The organism is Arthrobacter sp. PM3 (genome assembly GCF_003352915.1).
Taxonomy (GTDB): domain Bacteria; phylum Actinomycetota; class Actinomycetes; order Actinomycetales; family Micrococcaceae; genus Arthrobacter.
Genome location: NZ_CP022314.1, coordinates 879491 through 895284, shown reverse-complemented (window position 1 = coordinate 895284; position 15794 = coordinate 879491). Strand labels below are relative to the sequence as shown.

The window sequence follows — 15794 nt, the reverse complement described above, 5'->3', positions numbered from 1 at the left end:
TCAGGCCAGCAGCAGGGCCACGGCGATCATGGCCGGCACAGCTACTACCGTAGTGATCAGCACCGTGTCCTTGGCTACTGTGACGCCGGTGCGGTAGCGGCTGGCCGCCACAAACACGTTTTGGGCCGTGGGCAGCGCGGCCGTGACCACGGCGGCGAACAGTGCCTGCTCCTGCATGCCCATGACATAGCGGGCAAACAGGTACGCCACCAAGGGGTGGACGATGAGCTTGAAGAAGCTCGCCAGCAGCGTGTCCAGCCGCCGTCCGCCGGCGGCCTGCAGCGGCCGGGAGCCGTTCAGGCTCATGCCGAACGCGATCAGCATTGCCGGGATGGCCGCCCCGCCGATCAGGTGGATGGGCTCCATGAGAAGCGGCGGCACCTGCCAGCCGGTCCCGGCCACCGCGAGGCCCAGGGCGGAGCCCACGATCATCGGGTTCCGCAGGATCATGAGCACGAACCCCAGCGGCGTGGTGCGGTGTGTGCTGGTGGTTGCGTCCAGGGCCATGAGGTAGGCGGGGGTGAAGAAGGCCAGCTGGAAGATCAGCAGGGGCGCCACGTAGCTGGCATCACCGAGCACGAAGACGGCGACGGGGATGCCGAGGTTGGCCGAGTTGGCCAGGGACGCGCTCATGGAGGAGATGAGGGCTTCCGGCATGGGGCGCTTGAGCGCGAAGCGCACGATGCCGAAGCACAGCACCGCCGTCGTCACCGCACCGACCGCGGTGACGAGCAGCGGTGCGGCAAAGACGTCATGCAGTTTGGCCTTGCTGAGCGTCTCGAACAGCAGGGCGGGACTCGCCACGAAGAAGGTCAGGGCGCTGAGGACGTTGCGGGCGTTCTCGCCCAGGATGTTGCGCCGGCCGACGAACATGCCGACCAGGATGATGAACCAGACGACGAAGAAGCCTGCCAGTACCCCTAGCACGCGGCTGTCCGCAACATGGCGGGAGGTCGGCGGGGAAAGGTCACCGTCCCAGAGTAATCATCTTTTATTCGCCCGGCGGGCCCTGTTACGCCCGACGGTATTGTGCCGGTGTTACGCCCGGCGGGCGGTGCCCTAGTTGAGCGCGGCGTTGTTCAACGCGTGCGGCGGGCGCAGGAGCCCGGGGGTCATCCCCTCCGCGGGGTCGTCGCCGATCTGGACAATCTTGTTGTCCTGGTCCACGTGGACCACCTTGGGGTGGTAGGCCTTCGCCTCTTCGGTGGTCATCTGCGCGTAGGTGATGAGGATGACGATGTCGTTCTCGTGCATCAGGTGGGCGGCGGCGCCGTTGATGCCGATCACGCCGGAACCGCGTTCGCCGGCAATCGTGTAGGTCTCCAGCCGGGCGCCGTTGGTGACATCGACGATCGCCACGAGCTCTCCGGGGAGGATGTCGGCCGCCTCCAGCAGATCCAGGTCCACGGTGACCGAACCGACATAGTGAAGGTCCGCGTGCGTGACCGTCGCGCGGTGGATCTTGGATTTGAACATTGTTCGATTCATAACGTCACCAGTCTAACGCGGGGCCACGACGCGCGCTGTGGCCCGGCGCACACCAGGCAGGCGTCCGGCCGCCGGCTACACGTGCCGGTCCCCCGGGGCCGGGTCGGGTGCGCCGTCCGCCGCGGGGGCGATCGAGGCCGCCGTCGCCGCAAGGATTTCCCGGGCCGCCAGGATGGCCGGCCGCTTGGCGCTGGAGCGCCGCACCGAGGTGAACACCGTGCGGTGCGGGTCTCCGGGCAGCTCCAGCAGCTGGGCGCTGGTGCCGCGGCCGGTCCACACGAGGTCCGGCATCAGGGCCACCGCATTGCCTGACTCAATCAGCCGGATCTGGGCCTGCAGGTCCGCGGTTTCGAACCGGACATCGGGCTCGAATCCAGCGCTCCGGCAGGCCTGTTCGGCCCAGTGCCGGGAAGCGGCGCCGCGGGGCTCCATCACCCAGGGCAGCGTCGCGGTGTCCGCGAGCGACTTGACGGCGGCGCGGTCCGGCGACGCCGGCGGAACGGCGAGCCGGATGGCGTCACTGGTCAGTGCCACACGGTCCAGTTCGGCGTAGTGCGGGGCTGCATGGCCCGGGTACTGTTCGGCGATCACGAGGTCGAAGTCGCGTGCCCAGGTCTCGTGGAGGGCCGTTTCCGGCTCCCGCTGGGTCATTTCCACCCTGACTTCGGGGTAGCTGGCGGACATCCGGGTCAGGGCTCCGGGCATGAGTGCCAGCGCGGCCGACTGGAACACCGCGATGCGGACGGTGCCGGTGACGGTGGTCAGCGAGGCGGCCAGGTCCGCTTCGGCCTGTTCCAGGGTTTCCAGGAGCTGGGAGGTGTGGGCCACAAGGACTTCGGCCTGCGGGGTCAGCTGTACCCGGCGTCCGGTTTTCCGGAGAAGTTCCACTCCGGCCTCCTTTTCCAGGAGGGCCAGCTGCTGCGAGACCGACGACGGACTGTACTGAAGCGCTTCCGCCACCTCGGCCAGCGTGCCCCGGATTTTCAGTTCGCGGAGAAGCCGCAACCGCCGGACGTCGAGCATTGCAATTCCTTAGCGAATTCTAATGGTTATTGATTAAGAGAATTCACTTTATCTAATGCAATGGGGCTTGCATACTGTTGTCACTCGCTAACCCCCATCACAGGGCGGATTGATGGAGGTCATACCTGAGCAAGGAGGCCCTCATGGCTACACAAGACCTGGCGCGGTCGATCATGCGGCGCAAGCCCATTGACGACATTGAAGAGGAAAGCAAACACAGCGGATTGCATAAGAGCCTGGGGCTCTGGCAGCTCACCGCAATCGGCGTCGGCGGCATTATCGGCGTCGGCATCTTCTCCCTGGCGGGCCTTGTGGCCCACGGCAGCGAGAGCGAACCCGGTGTCGGCCCGGCCGTGCTCGTTTCGTTCCTCATCGCCGGCTTGGCGTCCGCCGCCGCGGCGCTGTCCTACGCCGAATTCGCCGGCATGATCCCGCGGGCGGGTTCGGCCTACACCTACGGCTACGTTGCCCTCGGCGAAGTGATCGGCTGGTTCATCGGCTGGGACCTGCTGCTGGAGTACATCGCAATCGTGGCCGTGGTGGCCATCGGCATCTCGGGCTACTTCGACGCCTTCCTCTCCGGCATCGGCATCCACATGCCCGCCTGGATGACGGCGACGCCGGACGAGGGCACCGGTGGCATCATCAACCTCCCTGCCATCCTCGTCTGCCTGCTGGTGACCTGGATTCTTTCCCGGGGCACCAAGACCTTCGGGCGCTTCGAACTGGTCGCCGTCGCCATCAAAGTCGTGCTGATCCTGTTCATCATCGGTCTGGGCGTCTTTTACATCAACGCCCACAACTATGATCCCTTCATGCCCAGCGGGTTCGGCCCCGTGGTGGCCGGCTCCGCCACGGTGTTCTTTGCCGTGTTCGGCTACGACGCCATGAGCACCGCCGCGGAGGAGTCGATCGACGGCAAGAAGTACATGCCGAGGGCGATCATCTACTCCCTGATCATCGCCATGCTGCTTTACGTCGCCGCCACCCTGGTGCTCACCGGCATGCAGCACTACACGCAGATCGACCCCAAGGCGGGGTTCGCTTCCGCGTTCAACAGCGTGGGGCTGCCGGTGATTGCGACGATCATCTCCGTGTTCGCGGTCCTGTCCATCCTCACCGTGATGCTGACGTTCCTGCTCGGCGTGAGCCGTGTCTGGTTCTCGATGAGCCGCGACGGCCTGCTCCCGGGCTGGTTCGCCAAGACGGACAGGCACGGCACGCCGCAGCGCGTGACGTGGATCGCCGGCGCGGGCGCCGCCGTCCTGGCCGGCATCCTGCCGATCAAGGCAGTGGCAGACCTGACCAACATCGGCATCCTGGCCGCGTTCGTCGTCGTCTGCGTGTCCGTGATCGTGTTCCGCTACAAGCGCCCCGACACTCCGCGGACCTTCCGCCTGCCGCTGATGCCCGTGGTGCCGGCGTTCGGTGTGTTCGCCTCGCTGTTCCTGATGTTCCAGCTGCACTGGGAGACCTGGCTGCGCTTCGGCGTCTGGCTCGTGATCGGACTGATCATCTACTTCACCTACGGCCGCAAGAACTCGCTGATGAACCCGGACAGCCCGCGGCACGAGGAGATCGTGGAGATGCACCGTCCCCTCACCTAGCCCCCACCCGACGCTCCCTCACTTTCTGCGGCAATTCACCGGACGCTCCCTCAGATCCGGGCCACTATCGACGAACCCTCTCTCATCTAGTGGGAGAGGGTTTGCCGTTTCGCTGCGAAAAGTGAGGGAGGGCCGCCTGAAATAGGGGCAGGAAGTGAGGGAGGGACGCTTGAAAAGGGGCAGGAAGTGAGGGAGGGTCTGGGGGCGGGGCGGGTCGAAAAATCGTTGGCTTTTCTAACTGGTATTGCTCGGAAAACATCGCTTTATCTTATGAAAATCCGGTCGCATACTGATTCCTAAGAGGTCCACATTTTGAGAAAGAACGAGTTCCAGCCATGACCAACATCTCCACGGAGCCCGGCGCACCCACCGGCGCATCCACCGGAAACGCAGCCGGAAGCACGGCCACACACGCCGTATCGGAAGGCTCCCCCGTCCTTGAGGCCGCCGCCCTGGCCGAGGACACCGTCGCGCTGGTGCGCCGCTGGCTCACCGAAGCCGCCAAGATGCCGGTCGACGCCTCGGCCCAGCAGCTCGCCGGAGTCCTGAAGGACCCCAACGGGCTGGACTTCACGGTCGGGTTCGTCGACGGCGTCGTCCGCCCCGAGGACCTGCAGGTCGCCGCCCGCAACCTGGCCGCCCTGGCTCCCAAGGTCCCGGCCTTCCTGCCCTGGTACATGCGCAGCGCCGTCCGCGTCGGCGGCACCATGGCCCCGGTCCTGCCCCAGGTGGTCATCCCGGCGGCCCGCAAGGTGCTCCGCGAAATGGTCGGCCACCTGATCGTCGACGCCACGGACGCCAAGCTGGGCCCGGCGATCGCGAAGATCCGCAAGGACGGCATCAAGCTCAACGTCAACCTCCTCGGCGAGGCCGTCCTCGGCGAGCACGAGGCCTCCCGCCGGCTCGCGGGCACCCACGCCCTGCTCTCCCGCGCCGACGTCGACTACGTCTCCATCAAGGTCTCCTCCACGGTGGCCCCGCACTCCGCCTGGGCCTTCGATGAGGCCGTGGAGCACGTCGTGGAGAAGCTGACCCCGCTCTTCACCCGCGCCGCGTCCTTTGCCGCCGGGGGAGGCAAGGCCAAGTTCATCAACCTGGACATGGAGGAATACAAGGACCTGGACATGACCATCGCGGTCTTCACCCGGATCCTGGACAAGCCTGAGTTCAAGGACCTCGAGGCCGGCATCGTCCTGCAGGCCTACCTCCCGGACGCGCTCGCCGCGATGATCCGCCTGCAGGAGTGGGCCGCAGCCCGCCGCGCCGCCGGCGGCGCCGCGATCAAGGTCCGCGTGGTTAAGGGCGCCAACCTGCCAATGGAGCAGGTGGAGGCCTCCCTGCACGACTGGCCGCTGGCGACTTGGAACACCAAGCAGGACTCGGACACCAACTACAAGCGCGTCATCAACTACTCGCTGCACCCGGACCGGGTCCACAACATCCGGATCGGCGTCGCCGGCCACAACCTCTTCGACATCGCCTTCGCCTGGCTGCTGGCCAAGCAGCGCGGAGTGGAATCCGCGATCGAGTTCGAGATGCTGCTCGGCATGGCGCAGGGCCAGGCCGAAGCCGTCAAGCGCGATGTCGGCTCGCTCCTGCTCTACACGCCGGTGGTCCACCCGGCCGAGTTCGACGTCGCGATCGCCTACCTGATCCGCCGCCTCGAAGAGGGCGCGAGCCAGGACAACTTCATGTCCGCCGTCTTCGAGCTCTCCGAGAACGAATCGCTCTTCGAGCGCGAGAAGCAGCGCTTCCTGGCGTCCCTGGCCAAGCTCGACGACGAGGTCCCGCCGCCGAACCGCCGGCAGAACCGTGCCCTCCCGGCCGAACCGCTGCCGCATGATGCGTTCGCGAACACCCCCGACACCGACCCTTCACTGCCGGCTAACCGGAGCTGGGGCCGCGCCATCCTGGGCCGCGTCGCCACGTCCACGCTGGGTAACGCGGCCGTCGAGGCCGCCACGATCAGCGACGAGGCCACCCTCAATGCCGCCATCGAAACCGCGCTCGAGAAGGGCAAGGCCTGGGGCGCCCTCTCCGGCGCCGAGCGCGCCGCGGTCCTGCACCGGGCCGGAGACGTCCTGGAGGCCCGCCGCGCCGACCTCCTCGAGGTCATGGCCAGCGAGACCGGCAAGACGATCGACCAGGGCGACCCCGAGGTCAGCGAGGCCGTTGACTTCGCGCACTACTACGCCGAATCGGCCCGCAAGCTCGACGACGTCGACGGCGCCACGTTCGTCCCCTCGAAGCTCACCGTCGTGACCCCGCCGTGGAACTTCCCGGTCGCCATCCCGGCCGGCTCCACCCTCGCGGCGCTCGCCGCCGGCTCCGCCGTCGTCATCAAGCCCGCCAAGCAGGCCCGCCGCAGCGGCGCCGTGATGATCGAGGCCCTCTGGGAAGCCGGCGTCCCCCGGGATGTGCTCACCATGGTCCAGCTCGGCGAGCGTGAACTCGGGCAGCAGCTGATCTCCCACCCGGCCGTGGACCGCGTCATCCTGACCGGCGGCTACGAGACCGCCGAGCTGTTCCGTTCTTTCCGGAAGGACCTGCCGCTCCTGGCCGAAACCAGTGGCAAGAACGCCATCATCGTCACCCCGAGCGCGGACCTGGACCTCGCGGCCAAGGACGTGGCCTACTCCGCGTTCGGCCACGCCGGCCAGAAGTGCTCCGCGGCCTCGCTCGTGATCCTGGTCGGCTCCGTGGCAAAATCCAAGCGCTTCCACAACCAGCTGATCGACGCCGTCACCTCGCTCAAGGTCGGTTACCCGCAGGACCCGGCGAGTCAGATGGGCCCGATCATCGAGCCCGCGGGCGGCAAGCTCCTCAACGCCCTGACCACCCTCGGCGAGGGCGAGACCTGGGCCGTCGAGCCCCGGAAGCTCGACGAGACCGGCAGGCTGTGGAGCCCCGGCGTGCGCTCCGGGGTCCGGCGCGGGTCCTACTTCCACCTCACCGAGTTCTTCGGCCCCGTCCTCGGCGTCATGACGGCGGACACCCTCGAAGAGGCCATCGCGATCCAGAACCAGATCGAGTACGGCCTGACCGCGGGCCTGCATTCGCTGAACCCGGACGAGCTCGGCCTCTGGCTGGAGACCATCCAGGCCGGGAACCTCTACGTCAACCGCGGCATCACCGGCGCGATTGTCCAGCGCCAGCCGTTCGGCGGCTGGAAGAAGTCTGCCGTCGGCGCCGGAACCAAGGCCGGCGGCCCGAACTACCTGGCCGGCCTCGGCGAGTGGGTCAGCAAGCCCGCCGCAACAACCGGCACCCCGGCAGCGGCCGTCCACTCCGGCGTCCGCCGGATCGAAGAGGCAGCCAAGGGCATCCTGACGGCCGAGGAACTCGCGCCGCTGCAGCGTGCGCTGGCCTCCGACGCCCGGGCCTGGGCCGAGGAGTTCGGCACCGCCAAGGACGTCTCGGGCCTGAGCGCGGAACGCAACGTCTTCCGCTACCGTGCCCTGCCGATGACGGTCCGCCTCGCGGAGGGCCAGCCGCTCGCCGGGCTCGTCCGGACCGTCGCGGCCGGTGTCCTGGCCGGGTCCGCGCTGACGGTCTCCACCGCCGTCGAACTCCCCGCCCGGTTGCGTGCCGTCCTGTCCGGGCTTGGCGTCAACGCCACTGTGGAGAACGACGCCGAGTGGCTGGCGTCCGCCGGCAGGCTCGCCGCGGCGGGCAAACTGTCCGGCGCCCGGATCAGGCTGATCGGCGGGGACGCCAAGGCGCTGGCCGAGGTCACGGGCGGACGCCCCGACCTGGCGGTCTACGTCCACCCGGTCACGGAAGCCGGACGCGTCGAACTGCTGCCCTTCCTGCATGAGCAGGCCATCAGCATCACCGCGCACCGCTTCGGCACGCCGAATCACCTCTCGGACGCCCTGATTTAGCCGGGGTGTGCCAGATTAGCTTTGTCGCGCCAGGCAGTTAGCCGGGGTGTGCCAAAACACTGTCGCCGCCGCGCAGCATCCTCCGGTGCTCCGCGGCGGCGATGGCGTTAAGGGGGCTGCGCTGGGGGCTGCACTGCTGCGGGCGTAGCCGCAGGCCTAGCCGAAGTACCAGCCCGGCGGCACCCACGCTGCCGGTACCGCATGGGCGGAGTAGTCATCGCAGCCCGAGCAGAAGTAGGTGACCTCGCCGAGCTTGCTGACCGAGCCGTCCCGGCGGTGCGTGGCCGGGACGAAGGTCTCGAGGTAAATGAACTCGTCCGTGCCGCAGCGTTCGCAGTACGGGCTGGCCACAAAGTCGGATTCCGCCAGGGTGGGCGGGAGGATTCCCCGGCGGCCAAGGCTGGGATGGTGCGCCGTGCCGGAGTGCTGGGCCGTGCTTGCGTGTTGCGCCGGGGCGGTGTGGTGCACCGGCGGGGCGGCCGTCCGGACGGCCCTTGCCGCGTGGGCGGCGGCCGGCGTGGACAATCGGGGGTGGTTTATGGCTGGCATCATTGTCGGCCTATCCCGAACGGGCCGCCGCCAGCCACAAGGCATCAGCGACGGACAGCGTTCGTTTTTTCGAATCGTTGTCGTTGGCCTCTGCTTGACCTCGAACTGTTGATCTTGAGTAGTGTCAGGATAGATGAAGTACCTGCACGGTTCAACGGTCAAGTAAGTACTCCTGCCCGCACGGGTAGCCTTCCGCGTAGGTACCCCGGCGGAGCCGGCGGCTCAGGCCGGGCGCTTGAAGGTCCGGCCGACGATCGCCTGTGTGAGGGCGTCGATCACCTCGGTGTTGGCCAGCGGATTGCGGATCAGCGTGAAGTCGACGTCGCCCACGGGCGGCAGATCGAAGCGGCGGGTGATGATCTTCAGGTCCTCCGGCACCAGCGAAGACGGCATGACCGCCACCCCGATGCCGGCCCGGACGGCGGCCAGCACGCCGCTGATCTGCCGCGTGGTGCAGGTGATCCGCCAGGTCCGGCCGGTGGCCTCGAGGGCGTCGATCGCCAGTTTCCGGCTCAGGCTGGGGGAGGGGTAGGCGATCAGCGGCACCGGGTCGGCCGGATCCAGCACGGTCTGCTCCAGGCCCACCCAGGCGAAGGCGTCCTGCTGGACCACCGTGCCGTCCTTGGCGCCGGCCACCCACTTGACGAAGACGAGATCCAGCTGCCCGGCGTTCAGGCGCTTGTACAGCTGGTCGCTCTGGCCCACGGTGAGTTCGAGGTTGATCTGCGGGTAGATCTGCCGGAACTCGCGGAGGATGCGGGGCAGTCCCGTGATGGCGAGGTCGTCGGCAGTGCCGAAGCGCAGGCGTCCGCGCATGGCCGACCCGGAGAAGTAACGGGCCGCGGCGTCGTGCGCGGCGAGGATGCTCCGGGCGAACCCGGCCATCGCGTCGCCGTTGTCCGTCAGCCGCACGTCCCGCGTGTCCCGGGCAATGAGCACGCGCCGGGCAGCGGCCTCCAGCTTGCGCACGTGCTGGCTCACCGTGGGCTGCGCCAGGCCGAGGCGTTCCGCGGCCTTCGTGAAGCTCAGGGTTTCGGCGACGGCCAGGAAGGAACGGAGCTGGGCGGGTTCGAACATGTGTCTCCCGGGTCGGCTGCCGCAAGCAACGCATTGCGTTTCGTAATGCTAGTTATGCGGCCAATAATCTTCCACAATCTTTTGCGGCCAGCCTAGCGTTAAGTGCATCCCGCTCCACCCGCTCATTTTGAGGACATTTCCGTGGCACCCCCTCCGCCGCTCGAGGCAAACGCAGCCGCCCTGCCGGACACCATCACCCAACCCATCGCCGTCGTCAACGAGCGCCTGCCGTGGCGCCACACATTCATCTCACTGAAAGTCCGCAACTTCCGCATCTTCGCGACCGGGCATTTCGTCGCCGTGATCGCGCTCTGGATGCAGCGGATCGCCCAGGACTGGCTGGTGCTCCAGCTCTCCGATTCCGTCACCGCCGTCGGCGTCACCGTCGCGTTGCAGTTTCTGCCGTCCCTGTTCCTGGGCCCGTGGGCCGGCATGATGGCGGACCGCTTCGCCAAGCGCAGGATCCTCATCCTCTGCCAGTCCGTCGCCGCGGTCCTCGCCGCGACCCTCGCCGTGCTGGCCCTCAGCCAGCGCATCGAGGTCTGGCACGTCTATGCGATCGCGCTGGTCCTGGGCCTGGTCACCGTGCTCGATCAGCCGGCCCGCCAGGTGTTCGTCAACGAGCTCGTGGGCCCGGGCTACCTGCGCAACGCGATCAGCGTGAACTCCACGATTTTCCAGCTCGGCGGCCTGATCGGTCCCGCAATCGCCGGGATCCTGCTGACGGCGGTCGGTGCGGGCTGGGCCTTTGCCGCCAATGCGGTGGCCTGCTGCTTCACTGTGGCGATGCTCCTGTGCCTGCGCCGGGACCAGCTGCACGTCAGCACGCCGGCCGCCAAACGGCGGGGCATGCTCCGGGAAGGGCTGCACTACGCGCTGAGCAAGCCCACCATCTACTGGCCCTGGCTGATGGCCGGGTTCATCGCTGTGTTCGCGATGAGCCTGCCGGTGCTGCTGGCGGCGTTCGCCGACCACGTGTACGACGCCGGTGCCGGCGGGTATGGCCTGCTCAACACCCTCGTGGCGCTCGGGGCGCTCGCCGGCGCCGTCACCTCGGCCCGGCGACGCCGGCTGCGGCTGCGCTCGGTGGTCCTGGGGGCCGGGATGTACGGGCTCATGCTCTGCCTGGCCTCCTTCGCGCCGTCAATGCCCTGGTTCGGAGCGGCGATGGTGTTCGCCGGGTTCTGGTGCCTCATGTTCCTCACCGCCGCGAACCAGCTGGTCCAGGTCAGCGCCAACCTGGCGATCCGCGGCCGCGTCATGAGCCTGTACATCATGGTGCTGATCGGCGGCCAGGCAATCGGCGGGCCGATGCTCGGCTGGCTCGCCGAGCACGCGGGCCCGCACACCGCCGTCCTGATTTCCGGCGGGGTGCCGGTGCTGGCCGCGGCGACGGTCGCCGTCGTGCTTGCCCGGCGCGGGCAGCTCATGCTCAAGGTGGACCTGCAAGACCGGCGGCGGCTGCTGCGGATTGTCCCGATGCAGGGCCGTCCGGCCGTGTGATCCGGGGTCCCCGGCCAGAGGGGTTTTACCAGTGACTCCCACAGTTGGCGGCACGCTGGTTTGCTTATCGGGTGGCTGCTCCGCGCAGACCACACGCGCCTGCCGGCGCCGAACCGTGAGAAAGAGAAAAATTGCCGCACGAATCTCCCCTCTCCGCAGACCAGCACGCCCCAGCCCGGAAGCCGGCGTCATTGAACGCTGCCGCACCCCGCGGATCCGGGATCCCGATGGCCGGACTGTTGGTCCTGGCGGCGGCGGGTTTTACCGCGGTCACCACCGAACTGCTGCCCTCCGGGCTGCTGCCGGAGATCAGCCGGGAACTGGGTGTGCAGGAATCGGCCGTAGGGTCGCTGACGGCGGTTTACGCCGCCGTTATCGTGTTCACGGCCCTGCCGCTGTCCAGGCTGCTGGCCGGACGTGTGCCCCGCAAAACGCTCCTGATCACTACGGTGTTCGCGTTCGCCCTCAGCAACGTGCTGCTGGCCCTCAGCCTCAACCTTGCCGTGGCCATCGCGGCCAGGCTCCTCGGCGGTGTGGCGCACGGGCTCCTGTGGTCAAGCATGGCGCCGTACGTGGCAAGAATCGTGCCGGCGCACTCCGTGGGCAGGGCCATGGCCATCGTCTTCAGCGGCAACAGCATCGCGCTGGCCGTCGGGGCCCCGCTGGGAACAATGATGGGCGCCGTGCTGTCCTGGCGCAGCTCCTTCCTGGTCCTGGCCGGAGTCGCCGCCCTCCTGGCGCTCGTGGCCGTCTGGCTGCTCCCGGCCGCCGCGGACGGGGGCCGCGGGGCAAGGCCGTCCTTGCGACGGGCGCTCGCCGTTCCCGGTGTTGTTGCAGTGGCCACTGCCTGGCCGCTACTGCTCCTGGGACACTTCGCGCTTTTCACGTATATCGCCCCGTTCCTGCTCAGTGCCGGCCTGCCGGCGAACGCCACCGGCATGTCCCTCTCGGTGATCGGAGTCGCGAGCCTGGCGGGAATCTGGATTGCCGGCATCACCGCGGACTCGCACCCGAGACGCTCCCTGCTGGCCGCGGTGGCACTCTTCCTGACGGCCTTCGCCCTGCTGCCTCTTCTGGGCGGATCCGGGGCCGGCGCATTCACGCTGCTGGCACTCTGGGGGACGGCCTTCGGAGCCATCGGCATCTATAACCAGGCCGCGATCCTCCGCGCCGGCGGCGACCACCGGGACGCTGCCAACAGCCTGACAGTCGTCACCATCCAGCTGGGGATCGCCGTCGGCGCGGCATACGGTGCGCTTGCCTTCACGACGACGGGTCCCGGGCTCGTGCCGCTCGCCGCCGCCGTGCCCGTGGCGGCTGCCCTGGCCATCATTGCGGCGAGCCGCAAGAACGGCTATCCGGCCGGTCCCCGCGAGCGGGGCAGGTGAGGCGTTTCCAATGGCCGCCCGGCGAGACCACGGCCGCCAGGGGGCTGTTGATCATGGGGTGAAGATGCCCGGCATGCGGAATGAGGGGTTTGGAGCGGCTGACGGGAATCGAACCCGCGTATCAAGCTTGGGAAGCTAGCGCTCTACCATTGAGCTACAGCCGCAGTGGGGCCGGCCAAAGTGCTGAACTTTGCCCCGGTGTATCAGTGCCCCGGTGAAACAACGAGATTTACATTACCCCAGTCCGGGCCCGACGTTGAACACATTCCATGGGCGCGTTGGCTCGCCGAGGTTCGGCGGCGGCCTGTAACTCTTCGGACACTCTTCGGCGAAAGCCGGTCACGGACCGCCATGCCCGGGACGGTGCTGTCTATCCTGAAATGGTTAGCTGCAGTTCCGCCGGAAGCGGGCTACGCCCATCAGCCGTCCGCCGAGCAAGGATTCCCGTGGCATTTGCAGAGTACGACGTCGTCATCCACCGCGACGCCATGAAGGTCTACAACTTCCTCATGGACCCGGCCCACCTGCCGCTGTGGCGTGAAGGGGTCCGCAGCGTGGAGCTGCGCTCCGGTGCCGCCGGCGCCAAGGGCGCCGTGTACCGGCAGACGGTCGCCGGCCCCGGCGGGCGCCCCGTCGCCGCGGATTTTGAGATCATCGAGGCGCGTCCGGGCGCGGAGATCCAGTATCAGGTCATCGCCGGGCCGGCCCGACCGCACGGCGGTTACTACCTCAGCACGGAGGGCCACAGCACCCGGGTCCGCTTCGCCCTGAACTGCGAACCCAGGGGCTTCCTGGCCCGGGTGACCAGCCCGTTCCAGCGGCGTATGAAGGCGGAGGTCTGCCAGCTTGAACGGCTCAAGACGGTCCTCGAAGATATGCCAGCTGCGGAATAAGTCGGGCGGATCGGCCGGGCCGCCGGCCGTACGGTATTTTTGAACCTGTGCTGATCTCCGACCGCGACATTCGAACCGAAATCGACTCCCAGCGGATTGTCCTTGAACCGTTCGACGCCGGCATGGTCCAGCCGTCCTCGGTGGACGTCCGGATTGACAAGTTCTTCCGGCTGTTCGACAACCACAAATACGCCCACATTGACCCGGCCGAGGAGCAGCCCGAGCTGACCCGCCTGGTGGAAGTCGAGTCCGGCGAACCATTCATCCTTCATCCGGGGGAATTCGTCCTCGGCTCCACGTACGAGACGGTGACCCTCCCGACTGACATCGCGGCCCGGCTGGAGGGCAAATCCTCTCTCGGCCGGCTCGGACTCCTGACGCACTCAACGGCAGGCTTCATCGACCCCGGCTTCTCCGGGCACGTCACCCTTGAGCTGTCCAACATGGCCACGCTGCCCATCAAGCTGTGGCCGGGCATGAAGATTGGCCAGCTGTGCTTCTTCCGGCTGTCCTCGGCCGCGGAGCACCCCTACGGATCGGGCGAGTACGGCAACCGGTACCAGGGCCAGCGCGGACCCACCGCCAGCCGCAGCCACCTGAACTTCCACCGCACCGACATCTAGCAGCGGCCCGGCATCCAAACGCCCGGCATCCAAACGCCCGGCGGCCTTACGCCGGGCCCGAAGTCCGGACCACAGGGCGTCGTGCCGGACGGCGCAGCACCCGCACCACGGGTTCCACGAACCGGGCTGCCAGCGGACCGGCGATCGCCATGATCAGCACATAGGCTGTGGCGAGGGCCGCCAGATCCGGCGGCACGACGCCGGAGGCAACCGCCAGGCCGGCGATGACGATGGAGAACTCGCCGCGCGCAATTAGGGCGGCGCCCGCCCGGAAACGGCCGGGAATGCCGATCCCGGCCCGCTTGGCCGCCCAGAACCCGGTGACGAGCTTGGTTGCGGCCGTCACCAGGGCCAGCAGCAGCGCCCAGCCCAGGACCGGCGGGATGGACCGCGGGTCCGTGTTGAGCCCGAAAACAACAAAGAAGATGGCCGCGAAAAGGTCCCGGAGCGGTTCCAGGATGCGGGTGGCGCTGTGGGCCGTGGCGCCGGAAATCGCGATGCCGAGCATGAAGGCACCCACCGCCGCGGACACCTGCATGGCCGCGGCGAGTCCCGCGACGAGCAGGGCAGCGCCCAGCAGATTGAGCAGGAAGACCTCGGAGTTTTCGCTGTGCACGGCCTTGGACACGTGGTGGCCGTGCCGCAGGGCCACCACCAGGACCAACGTGACGACGGCGAGCGAGATGCCCACGGTCTGCAGTCCCAGCAGGAAGCCGACGCCGGCCAGCGTGGCGGTGAGGACGGGCAGGTAGACGGCCATGGCGAGGTCCTCGAAGACCAGGATGGCCAGGACCACCGGGGTTTCCCTGTTGCCGATCCGGCCGAGATCGGTGATGACCTTCGCCGCGATCCCGGAGGAGGAAATGTAGGTGACGCCGCCCATCACCATGGCCCCGACCGGGCCCCACCCCAGCATGACCGCCAGGAGCGCGCCCGGAATAAAGTTCAGCACCAGATCCAGGGCGCCGGCCTGCCAGGACCGCTTCAGTCCCGTGACGAGTTCCGTCGCCGTATATTCCAAGCCAAGCATAAGCAGCAGGAGGATGACGCCGATCTCGCCGGAAAGATGGGCGAACTCGTGCATGCCCTCAAGCTTGACGAGGCCGCCGGCGCCGAAAAAGAGCCCGCCGACGAGGTAGAGCGGGATGGGCGACATGCCGATCCGCCCGGCCAGTCTGGCCAGCAGTCCGAGACAGAAGACGACAGCCCCCAGCTCGATCAGGGTCAGTGCGAGCGGATCCATGCCGCTTATCCGTTGCGCAGGATGCCGGCCGCCGTATCCAGGCCTTCTTGCGTTCCCACCGCAACCAGGAGGTCGCCGGGGTGGAGGACGACGTCGGGGCCCGGCGAGGGGAGGACCTCGCCTTCGCGCATGATGGCCACGATCGAGACCCCGCTGCGGGTCCTGATGCACGCCTTGCCCATCGGCTGGTTGTGGAAGGGAGATCCGGCGCCGATCGAGAACTGGCGCGTGACGATGCCCGGCACTTCCCGGTGCGCCTCCGAGAGCTGCATGGCGAGGCGCTGGCCGCCCAGCAGGTTGCCCAGGGCGGCGGCCTCGTCCGCGGTCAGCGGGATGGAGGCCTGGCAGGTGTCAGGGTCGTCCCAGGTCGAGACGATGAGTTCCGTCTGGCCTTCACGGTATTCGACGACGCCGATGCGTCGTCCCGAGGCAGTCATGAAGTCCTTGCGCCGGCCGAGGCCGGGGAGGTCCGTCTCATCCACGTTCATGTCTTCAGCCTAGTGCGCAAACCCGGTC

At 67.9% G+C, this 15794-nt stretch carries 13 protein-coding genes and 1 tRNA gene; 6 read left to right on the top strand and 8 right to left on the bottom strand.

All coding sequences use genetic code 11. The annotated features are described in order from the left end of the window. From CFN17_RS04220 to CFN17_RS04210, 3 genes are all read right to left on the bottom strand, one after another. Nucleotides 1-927: an AEC family transporter gene (locus CFN17_RS04220; protein WP_208750113.1), complete on the bottom strand. Its 927-nt coding sequence runs from the start codon at nucleotides 925-927 to the stop codon at nucleotides 1-3. Between the two features lie 132 nt (nucleotides 928-1059). Further along, entirely contained in the window at nucleotides 1060-1488 is a 429-nt protein-coding gene (gene panD / locus CFN17_RS04215; RefSeq protein WP_208750112.1) for an aspartate 1-decarboxylase, read from the bottom strand. Between the two features lie 75 nt (nucleotides 1489-1563). After that, on the bottom strand, nucleotides 1564-2511 hold the full coding sequence (locus CFN17_RS04210) for a LysR family transcriptional regulator (protein ID WP_208750111.1): 948 nt from the start codon (nucleotides 2509-2511) through the stop codon (nucleotides 1564-1566). 143 nt (nucleotides 2512-2654) lie between these two features. On the opposite strand from CFN17_RS04210, the gene CFN17_RS04205 reads away from it, so the two are divergent. Together CFN17_RS04205 and CFN17_RS04200 are read left to right on the top strand one after the other, a co-directional pair. Then, complete coding sequence (locus CFN17_RS04205; RefSeq protein ID WP_208750110.1) at nucleotides 2655-4118, top strand: amino acid permease; 1464 nt, start codon at nucleotides 2655-2657, stop codon at nucleotides 4116-4118. A gap of 335 nt (nucleotides 4119-4453) precedes the next feature. Next, a complete protein-coding gene (locus CFN17_RS04200; protein ID WP_208750109.1) occupies nucleotides 4454-8002 on the top strand; it encodes a bifunctional proline dehydrogenase/L-glutamate gamma-semialdehyde dehydrogenase in 3549 nt (1182 codons plus the stop codon). Between the two features lie 156 nt (nucleotides 8003-8158). On the opposite strand, the gene CFN17_RS04195 is transcribed toward CFN17_RS04200, so the two are convergent. Together CFN17_RS04195 and CFN17_RS04190 are read right to left on the bottom strand one after the other, a co-directional pair. After that, on the bottom strand, nucleotides 8159-8554 hold the full coding sequence (locus CFN17_RS04195) for a hypothetical protein (protein WP_261792355.1): 396 nt from the start codon (nucleotides 8552-8554) through the stop codon (nucleotides 8159-8161). 219 nt (nucleotides 8555-8773) lie between these two features. Next, nucleotides 8774-9628, bottom strand: coding sequence for a LysR substrate-binding domain-containing protein (locus tag CFN17_RS04190; protein WP_208750108.1), 855 nt, complete (start codon nucleotides 9626-9628; stop codon nucleotides 8774-8776). 141 nt (nucleotides 9629-9769) lie between these two features. Between CFN17_RS04190 and CFN17_RS04185 the strand changes: the two genes are divergently transcribed. Beyond that, complete coding sequence (locus CFN17_RS04185; RefSeq protein ID WP_208750107.1) at nucleotides 9770-11131, top strand: MFS transporter; 1362 nt, start codon at nucleotides 9770-9772, stop codon at nucleotides 11129-11131. 227 nt (nucleotides 11132-11358) lie between these two features. After that, nucleotides 11359-12519: an MFS transporter gene (locus CFN17_RS04180; protein WP_208751333.1), complete on the top strand. Its 1161-nt coding sequence runs from the start codon at nucleotides 11359-11361 to the stop codon at nucleotides 12517-12519. 90 nt (nucleotides 12520-12609) lie between these two features. On the opposite strand, the gene CFN17_RS04175 is transcribed toward CFN17_RS04180, so the two are convergent. After that, nucleotides 12610-12683 (bottom strand) — tRNA-Gly (locus CFN17_RS04175). A 282-nt stretch (nucleotides 12684-12965) separates the two neighbouring features. Between CFN17_RS04175 and CFN17_RS04170 the strand changes: the two genes are divergently transcribed. Further along, nucleotides 12966-13412 carry an SRPBCC family protein gene (locus CFN17_RS04170; protein WP_208750106.1) on the top strand — a complete coding sequence of 149 codons (447 nt, stop codon included), beginning with the start codon at nucleotides 12966-12968 and terminating at the stop codon, nucleotides 13410-13412. Nucleotides 13413-13459: 47 nt separating this feature from the next. Then, nucleotides 13460-14035: a dCTP deaminase gene (gene dcd / locus CFN17_RS04165; protein ID WP_208750105.1), complete on the top strand. Its 576-nt coding sequence runs from the start codon at nucleotides 13460-13462 to the stop codon at nucleotides 14033-14035. Between the two features lie 46 nt (nucleotides 14036-14081). Here dcd and CFN17_RS04160 read toward each other — a convergent pair whose 3' ends face one another. Both CFN17_RS04160 and CFN17_RS04155 read right to left on the bottom strand, forming a co-directional pair. Further along, complete coding sequence (locus tag CFN17_RS04160) at nucleotides 14082-15278, bottom strand: cation:proton antiporter (protein WP_208750104.1); 1197 nt, start codon at nucleotides 15276-15278, stop codon at nucleotides 14082-14084. A 5-nt stretch (nucleotides 15279-15283) separates the two neighbouring features. After that, the gene (locus CFN17_RS04155; RefSeq protein ID WP_208750103.1) at nucleotides 15284-15766 is read right to left on the bottom strand and encodes a cation:proton antiporter regulatory subunit; all 483 of its coding nucleotides are present in this window, start codon (nucleotides 15764-15766) and stop codon (nucleotides 15284-15286) included. Nucleotides 15767-15794 lie beyond the last annotated feature (28 nt).

Coding starts and splice junctions, on each gene's coding strand:
- panD (WP_208750112.1), bottom strand. CDS start 1,488: ATGAATCGAACAATGTTCAAATCCAAGATCCACCGCGCGACGGTCACG.
- CFN17_RS04210 (WP_208750111.1), bottom strand. CDS start 2,511: ATGCTCGACGTCCGGCGGTTGCGGCTTCTCCGCGAACTGAAAATCCGG.
- CFN17_RS04205 (WP_208750110.1), top strand. CDS start 2,655: ATGGCTACACAAGACCTGGCGCGGTCGATCATGCGGCGCAAGCCCATT.
- CFN17_RS04200 (WP_208750109.1), top strand. CDS start 4,454: ATGACCAACATCTCCACGGAGCCCGGCGCACCCACCGGCGCATCCACC.
- CFN17_RS04195 (WP_261792355.1), bottom strand. CDS start 8,554: ATGATGCCAGCCATAAACCACCCCCGATTGTCCACGCCGGCCGCCGCC.
- CFN17_RS04190 (WP_208750108.1), bottom strand. CDS start 9,628: ATGTTCGAACCCGCCCAGCTCCGTTCCTTCCTGGCCGTCGCCGAAACC.
- CFN17_RS04180 (WP_208751333.1), top strand. CDS start 11,359: ATGGCCGGACTGTTGGTCCTGGCGGCGGCGGGTTTTACCGCGGTCACC.
- CFN17_RS04160 (WP_208750104.1), bottom strand. CDS start 15,278: ATGGATCCGCTCGCACTGACCCTGATCGAGCTGGGGGCTGTCGTCTTC.
- CFN17_RS04155 (WP_208750103.1), bottom strand. CDS start 15,766: ATGAACGTGGATGAGACGGACCTCCCCGGCCTCGGCCGGCGCAAGGAC.